This window comes from Nocardioides sp. LHD-245, from assembly GCF_030929495.1.
Lineage (GTDB): Bacteria > Actinomycetota > Actinomycetes > Propionibacteriales > Nocardioidaceae > Nocardioides.
Genome location: NZ_JAVFWN010000016.1, coordinates 21,464 through 39,144 on the forward strand (window position 1 = coordinate 21,464; position 17,681 = coordinate 39,144).

The window sequence follows — 17,681 nt, forward strand, 5'->3', positions numbered from 1 at the left end:
GCACCCCCTACTTCGGTCGGATCCCGGCCGCGCCCGAGTCGACCGCCCGGCGGCGCGCTATTCCCGGCCGGCCGGCAGCTCGCGGAGCATCCGCCGCATGATCTTGCCGCTCGACGTCTGCGGCAGGGCGGGGACGAAGACCACCGAGCGCGGCGTCTTGTACGCCGCCAGCTCGGCCCGGGCACAGGCGACCAGCTCCTCCTCCGTGGCCCGGTGCCCCTCACGAAGCACGACATAGGCCCGGGCGACCTCGCCCCTGACCTCGTCCGGGACCGGTCCGACGGCGACCAGGGCGACGGCCGGGTGTCCGGACAGCACCCGTTCGATCTCGGCCGGGTAGACGTTGTAGCCGCCGGAGACGATCAGGTCGCGACAGCGATCGACCACCCACAGGTGGCCGTCCGCGTCGCGGCGGACCAGGTCGCCGGTGCGCAGCCACCCGTCGGCGAGCACCTCCGCGGTGGCGTCGGGGCGGCCGAAGTACCCGGTCATCACCAACGGTCCGCGCATCCACAGCTCGCCCGGCCGGTCGACGGCGGCCTCGACCTCCGGTCGGTCGAGGTCGGCGACCCGCGCCTCCATGCCCGGGAGCGGCCGGCCGATCGAGCCGTGGACCCGCTCGGTCCCGACCGGGTGCGTGGTGCCCAGGCCGGAGAGCTCGGTCATCCCCCACAGCTCGATGAGCGGCGCACCGCTGGTCCGCTCCCAGGCGGTCATCGTGGAGACCGCCATGGTCTGCCCACCGACGGTGCAGCGGGTCAGGGTGGCGAGGTCGGCCGGGTCGAGGGAAGGCTCGGCGAGCATCATGGCGTACATCGCGGGGACGCCCTCGAAGACCGTCGCATGGTGCCGGGCGGCGAGGTCCATCGCGGCGCGAGCGGCGAACCTGCTCATCAGCACGACGGTTCCACCGACGCCGAGGGTGCCGTTGAGGACCACGCTGCCGTAGACGTGCGGCGCGGGCAGCGCCGTGACCACGACGTCCGCGTCGGTCTTGCCGTGCGCGTCGGCACTGAGCCGCCAGTTGAGCAGGACGGCCCGCTGCGACTGGACGGCGCCCTTCGGGTGCCCGGTGGTGCCGGAGGTGTAGCCGATCACTGCCGGGTCCTCGGGCCCGAGCGCAACCGGCGACGCGGCGTGGCCGGCGGACACGACATCGTCGAGGGCGACGATCTCGACGCCCTCCGCGCCGGCGCCCGGCGACAGCTCGTCGAGGACGACGACCGCCCACAGCCGGCTCAGCACCCCGTCGTCGAGGGCGGCCAGCACCGCGGCGGTGGTGCACAGGATCCGGGCACCGCAGTCGTCGAGGACGTAGGCCAGCTCGCTGGTCGTGAGCATGGCGTTGACCGGGTTGACGACGGCGCCCCCGCGCAGGATGCCGTGGTAGGCCTGCACCCAGGCAGCGCTGTTGGGCGCGTAGAGCGTCACCCGGTCGCCGGGGCGCACGCCGTGCGCCTGGAGCCAGCCGGCGACCCGGTCCACCCGCTCGGCCAGGTCGGCGTAGCCGAACGATCGGCCGTCGTGGACGAGCGCCACCGCGTCGGGGTACGCGCAGGCGACCGTGGCGAGCAGGTCTCCCGGCAGCGCGGGGGCTGCGGGCGCGGCCCTCATCGTGGCGTCCGCTCCTCGAGTCCCCACGGCGAGTCGTAGCCGTCGGGCGCGGCCAGCAGCTCCAGGAAGGGCACCGGGTCGAACGCCTCGGGCCCGAGGACGCCGGCACCCTTCCAGGCGCCGGTCGCCAGCAGCTCGAGCGCTACCACCGGGTTGACCGCGGTCTGCCACACGACGCACTGCGTCCCGTAGCGCTCCATGCTCCACGCGTTGTCGACGACGTGGTGGAGATAGACCTCGCGCGGCCCGCCGTCGCGACCGGTGCCGGTGACCCACAGTCCGGCGCAGGTGGCGCCGGTCATCGCCGAACCGAGCCGCGCGGGGTCCGGCAGGCAGGCGGCGACGACATCACGCGGCGAGACCTCGACGTCGCCGACCCGCACCTTGTCGGTGCGGTCGAGGCCGAGCTTGTGCAGGACACGGAGTACCTCGATGAACTCCTCGCCCAGGCCGTACTTGAAGGTCACCCGCTCGGCCTCGACCCACCGGGGCATGAGCACGACCTCCTCGTGCTCCACGTTGACGCACTCCACCGGCCCGATGCCGCCGGGGAAGTCGAAGACCTCCGGCTCGGAGAAGGGCTCGGTGGTGAACCAGCCCCGCTCCCGCTCCCACACCAGCGGCGGGTTGAGACACTCCTCGATCGTCGTCCAGACCGAGAAGGAGGGGGCGAACCCGTGACCCGCGACCTGCAGGTTCGAGCCGTCGCGGGTGCCGAGCTCGTCGATCGCCGAGAACAGCTGGTCCGCGGCGTAGCGCGCGAAGACGTCGGAGAGCCCCGGCTCCACCCCGATGCCGACCAGCGCGAGACGTCCGGCGTCCTCCCACTGCGCCGCGCGGGCGAACTGGTGGTCGCCGAGCATCACGCCGCACTTCTCGTAGGGCTGCTCGGGGTGCGGCGAGGAGAGGCTCATCGCCATGTCGAGGTAGTCGGCGCCGGCCTCGAACGCAGCGTCGAAGATCGACTCGACGAAGCGCGGGTCGACGGCGTTGAGCACATGGGTGACCTGGTGCTCTCGGATCGCGGCGACCAGGGCGGCCCGGTCGGCGGCGTCGAGCCGGATCGCCCGGAGCCGGCTGTCGGGCTCGGCGCCGGACCGGCAATTCGCCACGGTGGCGCGGGCGCGGGCCTCGTCATGGTCGGCGACCACGAGGGCCTCGAAGAAGTCGCGGGTCGTGGCGATGCGCACGAAGGCGTCACCGACACCGCCGGCGCCGATCAGGAGGACTCGCATGGAGGGGTGTTCCTTTCAACCTGGTGGGGTACGGCGCCCGGGCGGGCGCCGTCGGACCGCGGCGGCACGGCCGCCCGCAGTCGCTGCGTGTAGGGCGCCGCGGGCCGGTCCAGGACCTGCGCGACCGGTCCCTGCTCGACGACGTCGCCGGCCCTCATCACCAGCACCCGGTCGGCGACCTGGCGCACGACAGCGAGGTCGTGGGTGATGAACAGGTAGGCCGTGTCGGTGGCGGCGCGCACGTCGGCGAGCAGGTTGACCACCTGCGCCTGGATCGAGACGTCCAGCGCGGAGACCGCCTCGTCCAGGACGATCACCGGCGGTCGCGGCGCCAGCGCCCGGGCGATGGCGACCCGCTGGCGCTGGCCGCCGGAGAGCTCGGCGGGTCGGCTCTCCAGCTGCCGAGCGCTGAGGCCGACCGCCTCGCCGAGCTCCCGCACCCGGGCCGTCCGCTCGGCGCGGTCGCGTACGCCGTGCAGCGCGAGCACCTCGGCCAGCGCGTCGCCGGGCGACTGCCGCGGGTCGAGCGAGGCATAGGGGTCCTGGAAGACCATCTGGAGCAGCCGGGCCCGGTGCAGCCGGTCCCGGCGGCGGCGGGCGGGCCGGCTGACGTCGTGACCGTCGAGGACCACACGTCCGGCCGTCGGTGCGAGCAGGCCGGCGATCATCCGGGCGGTGGTCGACTTGCCCGACCCGGACTCGCCGACGATCGCGAGGCACTCGCCGCGGTCGAGGTGGAGGTCGAGCCCGGCCACCGCGACCGTCCCGGAGCCGCGGGGGCCGGGGAACTCCTTGCGCAGCCCGGAGACGGTCAGCATCGGGTCACCCCCTCCCGTCTGGTCGCCGGGGCCGGCGGGGCCGCCACCAGACAGCGGACCGCGTGCTCGGTGCCGACCAGCTCCGGCAGCGCCGTGCCGCAGGCGTCGACCGCGCGGTCGCAGCGCGGGGCGAACGCGCAGCCCGCCCCGGACTCGTACGCCGCGACCGGGTGACCGGCGATCGCGGGCAGTCGCGGCAACCGGCGCTCGATGTCCGGCCGGGCGGCGAACAGGGCCCGAGTGTACGGGTGCCGCGGATCAGCGGCCAGCGCGCCGGCCGCGGCGACCTCCTGGACGGTCCCGGCGTACAGCACCGCGATCCGGTCGCACAGCTGCGCGGCGAGGTCGAGGTCGTGGCTGATGAACAGCAGGCCGGTCCCCCGCTCACGCCGCAGCTCGTCGAGGATCGCGACGACCTCGGCCTGGGTGGTGACGTCGAGGGCCGTGGTCGGCTCGTCGGCCAGCACCAGCGCCGGGTCCGCGAGGACCACGGAGGCGATCATGATCCGCTGCAGCATCCCGCCGGACAGCTGGTCGGGGTACCGGTCCAGCAGCCGTCGGGGCTCGGCGAGGCCGACCCGGTCGAGCAGGGCGAGCACCTCGGGCAGCCGCGCCGGCCGAGCCCGGCGCGGCGTCGTCTCCAGCAGGAAGTCGCCGATCCGCTGGCGTGGGTCGAGGTGGGCGCGGGCGTCCTGGAAGACCATCCCGAGCCGGCGGCGCGCCCCGTCGCGGCCGGTCCGGCTGCGGGAGAGCGGTGCGCCGTCGAACCGGATCGTGCCGAGCCGGGCGGCGCCGGCGGGAAGCAGACCGGCCACGGCGCGCGCCAGCATGGACTTGCCGGCCCCGGACTCCCCGACCAGGCCCAGCGACTCGCCGGACGCCATGGCCAGGGTGATGTCGCGCAGCACGGTCCCCCGTCCGGGCAGGTCGACCACGACGTCGCCGATCTCGAGCAGCGGGCTCGTCATCGCTTCTCCTTGCGGGCACGTGCGACCGGGCGGCCCTCGGTGAGCCGGTCACCGAGGAAGGTCAGCGCGACCACGGTCGTCACGATCGCCAGCCCGGCGTACACGGCCTGCTCGGGATGGCCCTGGAGCAGTGCGGAGGTGTCGCTGATGAGGACGCCCCAGTCGGCCGCGGGGGCCTGAACGGCGAGACCGAGGAAGGACAGCGAGGCGAGGTCGACGAGGGCGAGCGCGAACGCGACGGGCACCTGGGCGAGGACGACGCCGAGGATGTTGGGCAGGATGTGGCGCACGCAGATCCGCAGTCCGCCCATGCCCTGCAGCTCGAGTGCCTCGACATAAGGCAGGTCCCGCTGCGCCCGGGCCGCGGCACGGGTCGTGCGCGCGACATAGGGCAGGTAGGCGACGGCGAGCGCGAGCACCGCAGGCGTGAGCCCGGGCTCGAAGACGGCCACGGCCAGGACCGCGATGAGGATGCCGGGGACGGCGAAGACCACGTCGAGCACCCGGGCGAGGGCGGCGTCGACGAGGCCGCCGCGCCAGGCCGCGAGCAGACCGGTCGGCAGGCCCACGGCCAGGCTGAGCGCGACCACCAGGGCCGGCCCACCGAGGCTGGTGCGCGCTCCCCACAGCAGCCGGGACAGGATGTCCCGCCCGGTGGCGTCGGTGCCCAGCCAGTGCGCCGGACTCGGTCCGGCGTAGGGGTGCAGGAGGTCCTGCTGGTCGACGGGATAGGGGGCGAGCCACGGCGCGAGTGCGGCGAGCAGCACCATCGCCGCGACGAGCACCAGGGCGGTCCAGCCCACCGGGCCCAGGACGCCGCGCGCGCGGCGCGGTCGCGACCGGCCGGCGGGGAGGGCGAGTGCCAGCGTCATGCGGCCCGCCTCCGCTGCCGCGGGTCCAGGCCGCGGGCGGCCAGGTCGACGAGGGTGTTGGTGAGCACGAAGACCACGACGAGGAGCAGGCTGATCGCCTGCACGGTCGGGAAGTCCTGGCGGTTGACCGAGCTGACCAGCAACGAGCCCAGGCCCGCGATGCCGAAGGCGTTCTCGACCACGATCGCGCCGGCGAAGAGCGCCGCCACCAGCAGGCCGCCCGCGGTGATCACCGGGCCGGCGGCGTTCGGGAGGATGTGGCGCGCCACGACGACCCGCGAGGGCAGGCCCCGGGCCCGGGCGGTGGTGACGTACTCGCGGCCGCTCTCGGCCCGCACGCTGGCCCGGGTGATCCGGGCGAGCATGGCCGAGGAGACCAGAGCCAGCGAGAGGGCCGGGAGCACGAGGCCGCGGAGCCCGTCGGCGCCGTAGGCGGGGAACCACCCCAGGCCGACCGCGAAGACCGCGATCAGCAGGGTCGCCGACACGAACGTCGGGATCCCGGCGACGACCGCGACGACGGTCGTGAGCACCGTGTCGACCCGGCCGGGCCGCAGGCCCATCGGCACGCCGAGAGCGATCCCGATCACGACGAGCAGCAGGCCGGCGAGGCCCACCAGTGCGAGCGTGGTCGGCGCGGTCGCGCCGAGCCGGGTCGCGACCGACTGGCCGCCGACGAAGGAGGTGCCGAAGTCGCCGTGCGCGACCGATCCGAGCCAGTGCACGTAGCGGACCAGGAAGGGATCGTCCAGGCGGTACTGGTCCCGGACCGCCGCGCGCACCTCGTCGGTGGGCGTGGTCGAGCCGAAGAGCACCGACTCGGCGTCGCCCGGCGCGGCGTAGAGGCTCGCGAACACCACGAAGCTGGCCGCGAGGATGCTGACGCACATCGCCCCCACCGTGCGCAGCAGCTCCCGGACGGTCACGGTGCGCCGACCGAGGCCGCCCACGCGGTGCCCATGTACGCGAAGGTCAGCGGGACGCCGGTGACGGCCTCGTCGAGATAGACCGCCGCCCGCGGTGCCACCAGCGGGATCCAGGGCAGCTCCTCGGACAGGATCGCCTGGGCGGCGATCACCAGCTCGGCCCGGGCGTCGTCGTCCGGCTCGCCGAAGGCCTCGCGGAGCAGCCGGTCCACCTCGGGGTTGTCGTAGCCGCCGTAGTTCTGGCTGCCGTCCTTGTTGCCGATGAAGCCGTACATGAACGCGGGCTCCTGCACCTGCGTGTAGTTCATGGTCAGGAAGGCGTCGTAGTCGGCGCGGACCGACGCGTCGGAGAAGAGCGAGTAGTACTGGGCCAGCGGCAGCGCGACGATCTCCATCTCCAGGCCGAGCTCCTTGGCCGCCTGCTGCACGACGGTCGCGGTCGTCCGGTACATCTCGATCCCGCCGGGATAGGCGAGGGTGAGGCCCGTGCCGCTCACCCCGGCCTGCTCGACGGCCGCGCGTCCGTCGGTGGCGGCGCCCGTGGCGGCCTTCTCGATCTCGTCGTACGCCGCCCGGTAGCGCTCCTGGGCGTAGCCCCACAGCCCGGGGCCGGCGACGGCGTACAACGGGTCGGCGGCGCCCGCGAAGGCGGTCCGGACCAGCGCCTCCCGGTCGACCGCCCCGGACAGGGCCCGGCGCACCGCGGCGTCGGCCAGTGGCCCCTTCTTCAGGTCACTGACGATGATGTCGAGGTTCTGCGGGGTGCTGCCCTCCGCGCCGAGCCACAGCTCGCCGCTCCCGGTCTCGCGCAGGCTCGGGATCACCTCGGCCGGGATGTTGAACCCACCGTCGACGGCGCCGGTGCGGATCGCGTTGGCCAGCGCCTTCGCCTCGGCCGGGAACTCGAAGCGCACCTGCTCGGCGAGCGGCTCCCGCTCGCTGTTCCAGTACTGCGGGCTGCGCTCGAGCGTCAGCGGACCGACGCCGTCCCAGGAGTCGAGCACGTACGGGCCGGTGCAGAGCACGCCCGTCCCGGGGGTGCCGAGGTCGTCGGGGTGCGCCTCGGCGAAGGCCTTGCTGATCACCGCTCCGCCGAGGGTGTTCATGCCCTTGAGGAAGACGGCGTTCGGCTCGGTGAAGGTGACCTCGACCTGGTCGGTGCCGTACGGCTCGATCGCGGCGACGCCCTGGTAGAGGATCGAGTACGACGACGCGAGGGCCGGGTCGAGGTTGCGCCGGAGGCTGAACAGGACGTCCTCGCGGGTCATCGGCGAACCGTCGGAGAAGGTCACGTCGGCACGCAGGGTGAACCGGACGGTGCGCGGATCGACCTGCTCCCAGGCCGACGCCAGGCCGGGACGCGGCTCGTAGCCGGGGCCCGTGTCGAGCAGGCTCTCGCACAGGTTCGGGATCACGGTGAGCTCGGGATAGTCCGCCACCTTGATCGGGTCGAGGGTGGCGGGGCTGCGGTAGTCGCCGTACCAGGTGAAGGAGTCGACGGGTCCGGTCGCGGCCGGCGTGGTGGTCGTGTCGGTGTCGAACGTGGCCTCGTGCCCGGAGCTGTCGGAGCCATCGGAGCCGCTGCAGGCGCTGAGCCCGAGGGCGAGGACGGCGACGAGGGCCAGGGCCGGTCGGAGCGGGGTACGGCGGGGTGTGGGCATGACGGTCCCTCTCGGTGGGTGAGGACGGCTCAGAGCGCGGTGGCGACGGTGAGCTGGAGGTGGGTGTGGCCGGCGCCGAGTCGCAGGCGATGACGGATGGGCTGGACGGACACGGCGTCCCAGGGGCTCTCCCCGGTGCCGGGATGCGGTGCGTAGAGCGGGAAGTCGCTCGCGCTGACCTGGAGCCGCAGGCGGTGCCCCGGCCGGAACCGGTAACCGGTCTCGCCCAGGTCGACGACGCCGCCGTCGGTGCCCTCGACCCGGCGCTGGCCGCGCAGGACCAGCCGGGTGGTGCCGTCCGGGGCCACGTCGTGGAGCTTGACGAAGACGTCGGTGCTGGGGCCCGCGACCTCCAGGTCGACGACCGCGTGCACCGGGCCGGCGAGGTCCAGCGGCTCGGTCTGCGGTGCGCCGGTGAAGGTGAGCACGTCGGGCCGGTCGTGGACGACGCTCTCGTCCGGGTACTCGATGAGGAAGGTGAAGGAGTCGACGACGGTCGAGGGCACCGGGTCGGCCGGGTCGTGCACCCACTCCGCCTGCTCGGCCGCGCCCGGTGCGGCGGCGAGAGCGCCGCCGTCGGCCGAGGCGGTCGCCGCGGCGGCGTCGCCCGGGTAGAGCCGCAGCGTCGAGGCCGCGGCCGGCGGCCACGAGTCCGCGGTGCGGAGGCCGAGGTGGCCCTGCCACCAGGTGGCGCGGTCCACGCCGCCGTCCCGGCCGCGGACGTGCACGTCGAAGAAGTCGAGGGTGCGGCCCAGGTAGCGCGGCAGCATCGCCTGCAGGACCGCGAGGTCCAGCCCGTGGTTGCGCTCGAGCGGGACCGGCGCGTCGTCGAGGTGGAAGGAGTAGTGGTCGCAGGCGTCGGCGTCGAGGTAGGCGAGGTCGCGCCAGGCAGGCCGGCTCAGCTGCTCGCGGTAGTCCTGCATCGACAGATCGAGCAGGTTGTCGAACCAGCCGACCCGGTGCAGAACCGGCACCGGCCGGGCGGCGAAGGGCGGCCGGGCGGCGAGCTCGGGGGTCGCCGAGGCGCCGGAGAGCACGCGGTCGAGGATCTGCGAGCGGGCCCCGATCGCCGAGAACGCGGTCTCGAAGAGGTCCCGCAGCGGCCGCACGCTCCAGTCGACCTCGTAGTCGTACGCCGCGTTGTCGACCCAGTGGTGCGCGAAGTAGTTGGCCTGGTAGAGGCTGGTCGCCCGCTGCTGGGGCGCGCCGCCGCCCCACGAGCCGATGGCCATGCCCGTCACCCGCGGCGCGATCGCCCGCAGTGCCGGGTGCCCGCCGGCGACGCCGGCCCACTGGGTGTAGCCGTGGTAGGAGTCGCCGACCATCCCGACCGTGCCGTCCGACCACGACTGGGCGGTCACCCAGGCGATGGTGTCGAAGGTGTCGGCGACCTCGTGCCGGAACGGATAGGTCTCGCCCTCGGAGCGGAACTTGCCCCGCACGTCCTGGACGACGAGCACGTAGCCGCGGTCGAGGTAGTGCGGCGCGATCTGCTCGATCGCCATCCAGGCGCTGTTCTTGTCGTAGGGCAGCCGGCAGATCACGGCCGGGTGCCGGCCGGGCCGATCGGGCAGGTAGACGTCGGTGGCCAGCCGGACGCCGTCGCGGGTGCGCACCAGGTGCTGCTCGGCGACGTCGCTGAGGGGGGCCGGCTCGATCCGGGTGAAGGGCAGGGACATGCGGAGTGCTCCGGTTCTGGTCAGAGGTTGCGCTGGTAGTCGTCGGCGAGGTCGTCCTCGAGGACGGCGGCGGTGAGTCCGTCGATGCCGATGTGGGCGGCGGCGATGACGCCACCGCTGGGGAGGAGATCGGCGAGCTCCTGGCGGCCGCTCTCCCACAGGCCGCCGCGGAGGTTGGCCTTGCCGCAGTGCAGATAGGCCTCCTCGACCTCGACCACGGTCGCCAGCGACGGGACCCGGCCGCGGGCCTCGAGCATCGGCAGCAGGTCGGGGTCGTCGCTCGGGTAGGCGCGGCCGTTGACCCGCAGCGTCTCGGCGTACCCGGGGACCAGGAACAGCATCCCGATCGCGGGATCGTGGCAGATGTTGGTGAAGGACTGGGCCAGCTGGTTGCCGGGTCGGTCCGGCAGCACCAGAGTGCGCTCGTCGAGGACCCGCACGAAGCCCGGGTCGTCCCCGCGCGGAGAGCAGTCGGCGAGGCCGTCGGGACCGACCGTCGCCAGGACGCAGTACGGCGAGTGCGCGATCAGGAGCTCGCAGTAGGGATCGAGGCGGTCGAGCACCTTCGCCTCGATGGCCGGGTCCGGGTGGCCGACCAGCTCCCGGACCCGCGCGAGGTCGACGCGGCGGGGACGCGTTCGTGTCGTCATCACAGCTCCAGCTCCAGACCGGGGGTCAGGGCCCGGGAGACGCAGGCCGCCATCACCCGCGGCGCCGTCCGGTCACCCAGGCCGACGTGGTCGCGGTGGTCCGGGTCGCCGGCCCGGACGACGACCTCGCAGGTGCCGCAGAGTCCCTCGCGGCAGGAGCCGGCGACGGGCAGGCCGGCGGCGGCGAGCACGTCGAGCAGCGAGCGGTCGGCGTCGACGTGCAGGTCCAGGCCGCTGCGGGTGCAGCGGACGTCGAAGGGGCGGCCGGGCGCGGTGTCCGCTCCGGGCGCGCGGAACCGCTCCCCGTGGAAGACGAGGTCGGCCCGCTGGGCACAGAGCTCCTCGAGCGCGTCCATCATCGACGTCGGGCCACAGCCGTAGACCCGGGCCCGACCGTGCTCGCGCCGGTGGGCGTCGAGATGGCCGGTCAGGTCGAAGCGCCCCGCGGTGCCCGACGCCCACACGGTGCTCCGGGGCGCACGGGGTCCCGTGGTGGACTCCGCGGCGTCCAGCCGGGTCAGGCGGTCGACGAACGCCATCGTGGCGCGCTCCCGGCCGACGTACGCGAGGGTCCAGGGGATGCCGTCGGCCTCGGCGCGGCGCACCATCGGCAGGATCGGGGTGATCCCGATCCCGCCGGCGACGAAGGCGTAGGAGGCCGCGGGCAGCAGGTCGAAGTGGTTGCGCGGCGCGGAGATCCGGAGCCGCCGGCCGGGCCGGAGGAAGCGGTGGACGTAGTCGGAGCCGCCCCGGCCCCGCGGGCAGTGCCGGACCGCGATCCGGTAGCGCGCGTCGACCGGGTCGCCGCACAGCGAGTACTGGCGCTCCAGGCCGGGCCGCAGCCGGACCGTGAGGTGGGCGCCTGGGGTCCAGGCGGGCAGCGGCGGACCGTCGGGCAGCGGCGCCAACCCGACCGCGACGACGCCGTCGGCCTCCCAGCTCAGCTCGGCGACCACCACCTCCAGCTCCTCCGGTGTGCTCATGCGTACTCCCGGGCGTGCACCCGGCGGCCGCCGACGAAGGTCTCGTCGACGGCGACCAGCGAGATCTCGTCGTGGCTGCCGAGGAAGGGGTCGCGATCGAGGACCACCAGGTCGGCGTCGCGTCCCGGCGCGATGCTGCCAAGGGTGTGCTCCAGGTGGTTGATCCAGCTGGAGCCGGCGGTGTAGGCCGCCAGCGCGTCGACCAGGGTGAGCCGCTGGTGCGGCGTGAGGGGCGCGCCGTCGGAGCCGCCGGGCGCCATCCGGTTGACGGCGACGTGGATGCCGAGCATCGGGTCGGGCGACGAGACCGGCCAGTCGCTGCCCGCGACCAGCGTCGCTCCGGCGGCGCGCAGCTGCTGGAAGGGGTACTGCCGCTCGGTCCGCTCGGGGCCGAGGAAGGGCGCGGTGAGGTCGGACATCTGCGGGTCGATGTGCGCCCACAGCGGCTGCATGTTCGCGGCGGCCCGCAGCGCGCGGAAGCGCGGGATGTCGTCGGGGTGGATCACCTGGATGTGGGCCAGGTGGTGCCGGTTGTCGCCCCGGTGACCACCGGAGACCGAGGCGGGACGCGTCGCGCGGGCCCGCTCCACGGCGTCCAGCGCCTCCCGCACGGCGCGGTCGCCGATGGTGTGGAAGTGCGCCTGGAAGCCGAGGTGGTCGACCGCCCCGACCCCGGCGGCGAGGTCCCGAGGGTCCAGATAGCTCAGGCCACTGCCCGGGGAGGTGCCGTCGGGCGGCCCGAGATAGGGCGCGAGCATCGCGGCGGTGAAGTTCTCGCACACGCCGTCCTGCATGAACTTCACGCTGGTGGCGCGGAACCGCCCGGCGACCGCGCCCGCGCGGCGCTCGACGAGCTCGTCGACCTGGTCGACGCCCCGGGTCGGGTCCCACCACTGGGCCCCGACGACCCGGGCGAGCAGGGTCCCGGCCGCGTCCGCGCGGCGGTAGATGTCGTAGGTGTCGGGATAGTGGAGGTAGGCGCCGACCAGGGCGTCCTGCCAGGAGGTGACGCCGAGCTCCAGCATCCGGCACTGCCCGAGCTCGAGGGCCCGATCGTGGTCGGCCGCGGTCGGCGCCGGGGTATGCCGGGCGACCAGGTCGGCGGCGGCCTCGTGCAGCGAGCCGGAGGGCGTGCCGTCGGGCTCGCGCTCGATCCGCCCGCGCGGTGGGTCGGGTGTGGTGGCGGTGACGCCCGCGCGCCGCAGGGCCTCGGTGTTGACCCAGGCACCGTGCCGGTCGCGGTTGATGAGGAAGACGGGGCGGTCCGCGCAGATGCGGTCCAGCTGCTGCCGGGTCGGCGTCCCGTCGGCGAAGTGGTCCATGGACCAGCCTCCGCCGACGATCCACTCCCGCTCGGGATGCGCGGCGACGTACTCGACGATCCGGTCGAGGCACTGTGCCGCGTCCTCGGCGCCGGTGAGATCGCACTGCTGCAGCTCCAGGCCCGCGAAGACCGGGTGGGCGTGGGCGTCGACGAAGCCCGGCAGCAGCAGCCGGCCGCGCAGGTCGACGATCTCGGTCCGGGGGCCGGTGAGCTCCCGCGCCGCCTGGTCGCCCACCGCCAGCACCCGCCCGCCCGCGACCGCGACCCCGTCGCTGAAGGAGCGCGCCGCGTCGGCGGTGAAGACCGGTCCGCCGACGAAGACGGTGTCGGCGTGGAGCTGGGGCATCGGCGAGTCCTCCTGGGGTGGCTGTGCAGAGGAGTACAGCGCGCACCCGAGGGTTAAGTCAATACCTTTGACTAAGAGATTGACTTAGCGACCTCCCTGCCCGGGGAGCCGGTCGCGGCGGGTGGCATGATGCGGCCGTGAGCACACCGAAGGCGTCCGGCGAGGCCCCGCGACGCCGGCTGCCCCGCGGCGCGCTGACCCCGGAGCGGATCGTGACCGCGAGCCTCGCCCTGCTCGACGAGCAGGGCCTCGCCGCGTTCACGATGCCCCGCCTCGGGCGCACCCTGGGCGCGGACCAGACCGCGGTGTACCGGCACTTCGCCAGCAAGGACGACCTGGTGCTCGCCGTCGCCGACCGGCTGCTCACCGAGGCGTTCGAGGACTTCGAGCCCGCCGGCGACGACTGGCGGGGCACCCTGGTCGACGTGTGCCAGCGGGTCCGCACGACCTACGTCAGTCATCCCGCGGCCGCCGTCCTCAGCGGCCCCCGGATCACCACCGGCTCCTCGGAGATGAAGGCCGCGGACGCGGTCGTCGGGGCGCTGCGCACGGCCGGGATCCCCGACCCGGAGCTCGCGCTGTACTACCGCGTGATCGCCGACTTCGCGCTGCTGTGGTCCGGTGGGCTGGCCGGCTTCCGGATCCTCGACGAGAGCATCCAGGAGGCCGAGCGGACCACGTGGGCGACCGCCTACGCCACGGCACCGGACCAGTTCGGCAACCTGCACGCCATCAGCGGCGATCTCGACCGGATCGAGAGCGAGCAGGTCTTCGACACCGCCCTGGAGCTCCTGCTCGACTCCATCGCCGAGCGGGCCGCCCGCGCCCGGACCGGGCAGGACACCGCCTGACCGGCGTCCCCGGTGGGCCGGACGCGTGCTAGCGTCCGCCTCGCCAGTCGTACTCACGAAACTCGTGGGTCAGGGAACCCGGTGAAAGTCCGGGACTGACGCGCAGCGGTGAGGGTGACGGGCGGGGCAACACGCCACTGGTGAGGGACGGCAGACACTCGGCCGACCGGCACTGGGAAGGCGCTCCGTCCGGTCGATCCCGAGTCCGAAGACCTGCTGGCCGTGGACCCTCCCGGGTCCGCGTCACCCACCCAACAGGCTTCGCGCACGAGCCTCGGACTGAGAAGAGTGATCATGACGCCCCGTCGTACCCGGGTCCGCCCGGCCCTGCTCGCCGTCCCCCTGACCCTCGCGCTGTCGCTCGCCGGCTGTGCCGGTGCCCCCGAGCCGGAGCGGAAGGAGGCGGCCGGCGACGCGTTCCCGGTCCGGGTGTCCAGCTGCGGCTTCGACGCCACCGTCACGGCGCCGCCGGAGCGTGCGGTGTCGATGAACCAGGGCGCGACCGAGGTGCTGCTGGCGCTCGACCTGGCCGACCGTATGGCCGGCACCGCCTACCTCGACGACGCCGTCCCCGCGACATGGCAGGCCGCGTACGACGAGGTCCCGGTGCTGTCCGCGGCGTACCCCGACAACGAGACGCTGCTCGCGGCCGAGCCCGACTTCGTCTACGCCTCCTACCTCAGCGCCTTCGACGCGGACGCCGCCGGCCCCCGCGAGGAGCTCGCCGACCTGGGCATCGCGTCGTACGCCTCCCCGTTCGGCTGTGGCAAGGAGCACGACCGCGTCGAGATCGCCTTCGACTCCGTCTGGGACGAGATCGCGACCGTGGCCGCGGCGTTCGGCGTACCCGATCGGGCGGCGGCGATCGAGAAGGAGCAGCAGGAAGCGCTGGACGCGCTGGCCGATCGGCGACCGGGCGCGGGTCGGACCGTGTTCTGGTACGACTCCGGCGACAAGACCGCGTTCGCCGGCGCCGGCCAGGGTGGTCCCCAGCTCATCCTCGACGCGGTCGGCGCGACCAACGTGTTCGCCGACCTCGACGGCAGCTGGGCCGACGTCAGCTGGGAGCAGGTGGTCGAGGCGGACCCGGACGTGATCGTGCTCGCCGACGCGAGCTGGTCGACCGCCGACGACAAGATCGCGATGCTCGAGAAGGACCCCGCGCTCAAGGACCTGCGGGCCGTGCGGGCCGAGGCCTACGTCGTGCTGCCGTTCTCCGCGTCCACACCCGGCGTCCGGCTGGCCGACGGCGCGGTCTCGGTCGGCGAGCAGCTGAGCAAGCTGGGCTGATGCTGCAGCCCGCATCCGCGCCGGCGCGGACCCGCCGGGGCACCGGGCTCCTCGTCGGGGGGACGCTGGTGGTCGCCCTGGCGGTGAGCCTCGTCGTCGCCGTGGGGATCGGGTCGGTGCACGTGCCCGCGGGCGATGTCGTCGACGTGGTGCTCCGCCGGCTCGGCGTACCCGTCGACGGGGTGGGCGTGGTCGACGACAAGATCGTGTGGCAGCTGCGGATGCCCCGGGTCCTCGGTGCCGCGGCGACCGGCGCGGGACTCGCGCTGGCCGGCGCGGTCCTGCAGTCGCTGACCCGCAACGACCTCGCCGACCCCTACCTGCTCGGCATCTCCGGCGGCGCGACGGTCGGCGCGGTGAGTGTGATCGTGCTCGGCGTGAGCGTCGGTGGCCTGGTCGGCGGCGCCGCCCTCGGCACGGCCGCGTTCCTCGGAGCCCTGGTCGCGCTGGCGCTCGTCCTGACCCTGGCCACCGGCCGCACCGGCGACCTCCCCCCGGCGCGCACCGTGCTGGCCGGTGTGGCGATCGGGCAGATCTGCGCGGCGTACACCTCCTTCGCCGTGATGATGAGCGGAGACCACGACGCCGCGCGGCGCGTGCTCTCCTGGACGATGGGCTCGCTCGCGGGCCTGCGCTGGCACAGCGCGACGGTGCTGCTCGTCGTCGCGCTCGTCGCCCTGGTGGGGATCGTCGCCTGCGCGGCGGACCTGGACGCGTTCGCCTTCGGCGACGCGTCGGCCGCCTCGCTCGGCGTCTCGATCCGGCGTACCCGCTGGGTCCTGCTCGTCGGTACGGCGTTGCTGACCGCGTGCCTGGTCGCCTACACCGGGGCGATCGGCTTCGTGGGACTCGTGGTGCCGCATGTCGTCCGGTTGGTCTGCGGTCCGCTGCACCGACGGCTGCTGCCGTTGAGCGCCCTGGCCGGAGCGGTGCTGATGATCTGGGCCGACACCGCGGCCCGGTCGCTGGTCGAGGGGCAGGAGATCCCGATCGGCGTGGTGACCGCTGTCCTCGGTGCCCCGCTCTTCGCCTACCTGCTGCGGCGCGAGTCGAGGTCGCGGTGAGACTCGCGGCCGAAGGGCTCTCGTGGGGCGTCCGAGCCCGCACGATCCTCCATGACGTGTCCCTGTCCTGCGCGCCGGGGACCGTCACCGGGCTGCTCGGTCCCAACGGGTCGGGGAAGACCAGCCTGCTGCACGCGATGGCCGGGCTCCGGCGTCCCGCCGCCGGCACCGTGCTCCTGGGCTCGGACGACGTTCATCGGCTGCCGGCACGGGTCCGCGCCCGGCGGATCGCGGTCCTGGAGCAGCACGCCTCGACCGGGCTGCCGCTGACCGCGCGGCAGGTCGTCGAGCTGGGCCGGATCCCGCACCGCGGGCGCTGGCCGGCGGCACGGGACGAGGGCGCGACCGAGGTCGCCGAGGCGATGCGGCAGTGCGGGGTCACCCACCTCGCCGACCGCGACTGGCAGACCCTGTCGGGCGGGGAGCGGCAGCGGGTCCAGCTCGCCCGCGCCCTCACCCAGCAGCCGGCGGCCCTGATGCTCGACGAGCCGACCAACCACCTCGACCTGTCCCACCAGATCGATCTCCTCGCGACGGTGCGGGCGCTGGGCCGCACCACGCTCGCCGCGCTCCACGACCTCGACCTGGCCGCGGCGTTCTGCGACCAGCTGGTCGTCCTGCGGGCCGGCCGGGTGGTCGCCGCCGGTCCCCCCGACCAGGTCCTCACCGCCGAGCTGGTCGACCGGGTCTACGGCGTGGAGGCCACGGTCGGGCGCCACGACCACTCGGGTCGCCTGCACGTCGTGTGGCACGACGCGAGGGCCCGGTGAGCCGCGCCGTCGTCCTGGTCCCGCTGGGCGTCGACGCCGCACGCCACGGCGATGAGCTGCGGGACATCGCCGCGGCCACCGGGGCGTCGGTCGCGTTCCTGCAGGCGGGAACGCCGAGCCTGGCCGACGAGCTCGACCGGCTGGCCGGGACCGGCGCCCGGCGGATCGAGCTGGTGGGCCTCGGGCTCGGGGCTCCGACAGCCCGGTCCTGGCTGCGCAGGGTCGCCGGTCACTGGCGGCGGGAGAACGACGCCGTCGAGCTGGTCATCGCCGGCCGCGCGGTGACCGGCGCGGAGGCGCCGCTGACCTCCCCCGCCTGGGAGGACGTGCCCGCTCACGCCCGACAGGTCCTGGTCTGTCGCGGGCCGCGCTGCTCGGCCCGCGGCTCCGCGGCCACCGCCACCGCACTCGACGCCGAGCTGCGCCGGCGCGGTCTGGGCGACGACGACGTGCTCGTCACCCAGACCGGCTGCCTGTTCCCCTGCAACCAGGCGCCGGTGCTGGTGGTCCACCCCGACGACGTCTGGTACGGCGGCGTCCGGCCCGGCGTCGTACCGGACCTCGTCGACGAGCACCTCGTGGGCGGTCGGCCGCTCACCGAACGGCGGCTGCCACGGCCGGGGGCCTGAC

General features: G+C 74.3%; 16 protein-coding genes and 1 riboswitch. Of the genes, 5 read left to right on the forward strand and 11 right to left on the reverse strand.

Going from position 1 to position 17,681, the window contains the following annotated elements; genetic code table 11:
* Positions 1-57: 57 nt before the first annotated feature.
* The 11 genes from RB608_RS21955 to RB608_RS22005 are packed head-to-tail and all read right to left on the reverse strand — an operon-like array spanning position 58 to position 13,076.
* Positions 58-1,614: an AMP-binding protein gene (locus tag RB608_RS21955; RefSeq protein ID WP_308090200.1), complete on the reverse strand. Its 1,557-nt coding sequence runs from the start codon at positions 1,612-1,614 to the stop codon at positions 58-60.
* The gene (locus RB608_RS21960; protein WP_308090201.1) at positions 1,611-2,849 is read right to left on the reverse strand and encodes a saccharopine dehydrogenase C-terminal domain-containing protein; all 1,239 of its coding nucleotides are present in this window, start codon (positions 2,847-2,849) and stop codon (positions 1,611-1,613) included. The genes RB608_RS21955 and RB608_RS21960 overlap by 4 nt, the downstream gene beginning before the upstream one ends.
* A complete protein-coding gene (locus RB608_RS21965; protein ID WP_308090202.1) occupies positions 2,834-3,667 on the reverse strand; it encodes an ATP-binding cassette domain-containing protein in 834 nt (277 codons plus the stop codon). The genes RB608_RS21960 and RB608_RS21965 overlap by 16 nt, the downstream gene beginning before the upstream one ends.
* Positions 3,661-4,635: an ABC transporter ATP-binding protein gene (locus tag RB608_RS21970; RefSeq protein ID WP_308090203.1), complete on the reverse strand. Its 975-nt coding sequence runs from the start codon at positions 4,633-4,635 to the stop codon at positions 3,661-3,663. The genes RB608_RS21965 and RB608_RS21970 overlap by 7 nt, the downstream gene beginning before the upstream one ends.
* The gene (locus RB608_RS21975; RefSeq protein WP_308090204.1) at positions 4,632-5,507 is read right to left on the reverse strand and encodes an ABC transporter permease; all 876 of its coding nucleotides are present in this window, start codon (positions 5,505-5,507) and stop codon (positions 4,632-4,634) included. The genes RB608_RS21970 and RB608_RS21975 overlap by 4 nt, the downstream gene beginning before the upstream one ends.
* On the reverse strand, positions 5,504-6,457 hold the full coding sequence (locus RB608_RS21980; protein WP_308090205.1) for an ABC transporter permease: 954 nt from the start codon (positions 6,455-6,457) through the stop codon (positions 5,504-5,506). Before RB608_RS21980 ends, RB608_RS21975 begins: the two co-directional genes overlap by 4 nt.
* A complete protein-coding gene (locus RB608_RS21985; protein ID WP_308090206.1) occupies positions 6,430-8,094 on the reverse strand; it encodes an ABC transporter substrate-binding protein in 1,665 nt (554 codons plus the stop codon). Before RB608_RS21985 ends, RB608_RS21980 begins: the two co-directional genes overlap by 28 nt.
* Before the next feature lie 29 nt (positions 8,095-8,123).
* Positions 8,124-9,773 (reverse strand): CocE/NonD family hydrolase, encoded by a 1,650-nt coding sequence (locus RB608_RS21990; RefSeq protein ID WP_308090207.1) that lies wholly within the window; start codon positions 9,771-9,773, stop codon positions 8,124-8,126.
* Between the two features lie 20 nt (positions 9,774-9,793).
* On the reverse strand, positions 9,794-10,423 hold the full coding sequence (locus tag RB608_RS21995) for an MSMEG_1061 family FMN-dependent PPOX-type flavoprotein (protein ID WP_308090208.1): 630 nt from the start codon (positions 10,421-10,423) through the stop codon (positions 9,794-9,796).
* The gene (locus RB608_RS22000) at positions 10,423-11,406 is read right to left on the reverse strand and encodes a PDR/VanB family oxidoreductase (RefSeq protein ID WP_308090209.1); all 984 of its coding nucleotides are present in this window, start codon (positions 11,404-11,406) and stop codon (positions 10,423-10,425) included. The genes RB608_RS21995 and RB608_RS22000 overlap by 1 nt, the downstream gene beginning before the upstream one ends.
* Positions 11,403-13,076 (reverse strand): amidohydrolase, encoded by a 1,674-nt coding sequence (locus RB608_RS22005; protein ID WP_308090210.1) that lies wholly within the window; start codon positions 13,074-13,076, stop codon positions 11,403-11,405. Before RB608_RS22005 ends, RB608_RS22000 begins: the two co-directional genes overlap by 4 nt.
* 137 nt (positions 13,077-13,213) lie before the next feature.
* On the opposite strand from RB608_RS22005, the gene RB608_RS22010 reads away from it, so the two are divergent.
* The 5 genes from RB608_RS22010 to RB608_RS22030 all read left to right on the forward strand — a co-directional run bounded on the left by RB608_RS22010 (position 13,214) and on the right by RB608_RS22030 (position 17,680).
* Positions 13,214-13,927, forward strand: a complete 714-nt coding sequence (locus tag RB608_RS22010) for a TetR/AcrR family transcriptional regulator (protein WP_308090211.1) — start codon at positions 13,214-13,216, stop codon at positions 13,925-13,927.
* A gap of 27 nt (positions 13,928-13,954) precedes the next feature.
* Positions 13,955-14,163: riboswitch (cobalamin riboswitch) on the forward strand.
* Between the two features lie 58 nt (positions 14,164-14,221).
* A complete protein-coding gene (locus RB608_RS22015; protein WP_308090213.1) occupies positions 14,222-15,217 on the forward strand; it encodes an ABC transporter substrate-binding protein in 996 nt (331 codons plus the stop codon).
* Complete coding sequence (locus RB608_RS22020) at positions 15,217-16,281, forward strand: iron chelate uptake ABC transporter family permease subunit (RefSeq protein ID WP_308090214.1); 1,065 nt, start codon at positions 15,217-15,219, stop codon at positions 16,279-16,281. The genes RB608_RS22015 and RB608_RS22020 overlap by 1 nt, the downstream gene beginning before the upstream one ends.
* The gene (locus RB608_RS22025; protein WP_392391034.1) at positions 16,278-17,051 is read left to right on the forward strand and encodes an ABC transporter ATP-binding protein; all 774 of its coding nucleotides are present in this window, start codon (positions 16,278-16,280) and stop codon (positions 17,049-17,051) included. Before RB608_RS22020 ends, RB608_RS22025 begins: the two co-directional genes overlap by 4 nt.
* Positions 17,048-17,680: a (2Fe-2S) ferredoxin domain-containing protein gene (locus RB608_RS22030; RefSeq protein ID WP_308090216.1), complete on the forward strand. Its 633-nt coding sequence runs from the start codon at positions 17,048-17,050 to the stop codon at positions 17,678-17,680. Before RB608_RS22025 ends, RB608_RS22030 begins: the two co-directional genes overlap by 4 nt.
* Position 17,681: the final 1 nt, after the last annotated feature.

What these genes read in the sequence shown, in the direction of transcription:
- RB608_RS21995 (WP_308090208.1), bottom strand. Translation starts at nt 10,423, where the DNA reads ATGACGACACGAACGCGTCCCCGCCGCGTCGACCTCGCGCGGGTCCGG.
- RB608_RS21985 (WP_308090206.1), bottom strand. Translation starts at nt 8,094, where the DNA reads ATGCCCACACCCCGCCGTACCCCGCTCCGACCGGCCCTGGCCCTCGTC.
- RB608_RS21960 (WP_308090201.1), bottom strand. Translation starts at nt 2,849, where the DNA reads ATGCGAGTCCTCCTGATCGGCGCCGGCGGTGTCGGTGACGCCTTCGTG.
- RB608_RS22005 (WP_308090210.1), bottom strand. Translation starts at nt 13,076, where the DNA reads ATGCCCCAGCTCCACGCCGACACCGTCTTCGTCGGCGGACCGGTCTTC.
- RB608_RS21975 (WP_308090204.1), bottom strand. Translation starts at nt 5,507, where the DNA reads ATGACGCTGGCACTCGCCCTCCCCGCCGGCCGGTCGCGACCGCGCCGC.
- RB608_RS22020 (WP_308090214.1), top strand. Translation starts at nt 15,217, where the DNA reads ATGCTGCAGCCCGCATCCGCGCCGGCGCGGACCCGCCGGGGCACCGGG.
- RB608_RS21970 (WP_308090203.1), bottom strand. Translation starts at nt 4,635, where the DNA reads ATGACGAGCCCGCTGCTCGAGATCGGCGACGTCGTGGTCGACCTGCCC.
- RB608_RS22000 (WP_308090209.1), bottom strand. Translation starts at nt 11,406, where the DNA reads ATGAGCACACCGGAGGAGCTGGAGGTGGTGGTCGCCGAGCTGAGCTGG.
- RB608_RS22015 (WP_308090213.1), top strand. Translation starts at nt 14,222, where the DNA reads ATGACGCCCCGTCGTACCCGGGTCCGCCCGGCCCTGCTCGCCGTCCCC.
- RB608_RS21955 (WP_308090200.1), bottom strand. Translation starts at nt 1,614, where the DNA reads ATGAGGGCCGCGCCCGCAGCCCCCGCGCTGCCGGGAGACCTGCTCGCC.
- RB608_RS21990 (WP_308090207.1), bottom strand. Translation starts at nt 9,773, where the DNA reads ATGTCCCTGCCCTTCACCCGGATCGAGCCGGCCCCCCTCAGCGACGTC.
- RB608_RS21965 (WP_308090202.1), bottom strand. Translation starts at nt 3,667, where the DNA reads ATGCTGACCGTCTCCGGGCTGCGCAAGGAGTTCCCCGGCCCCCGCGGC.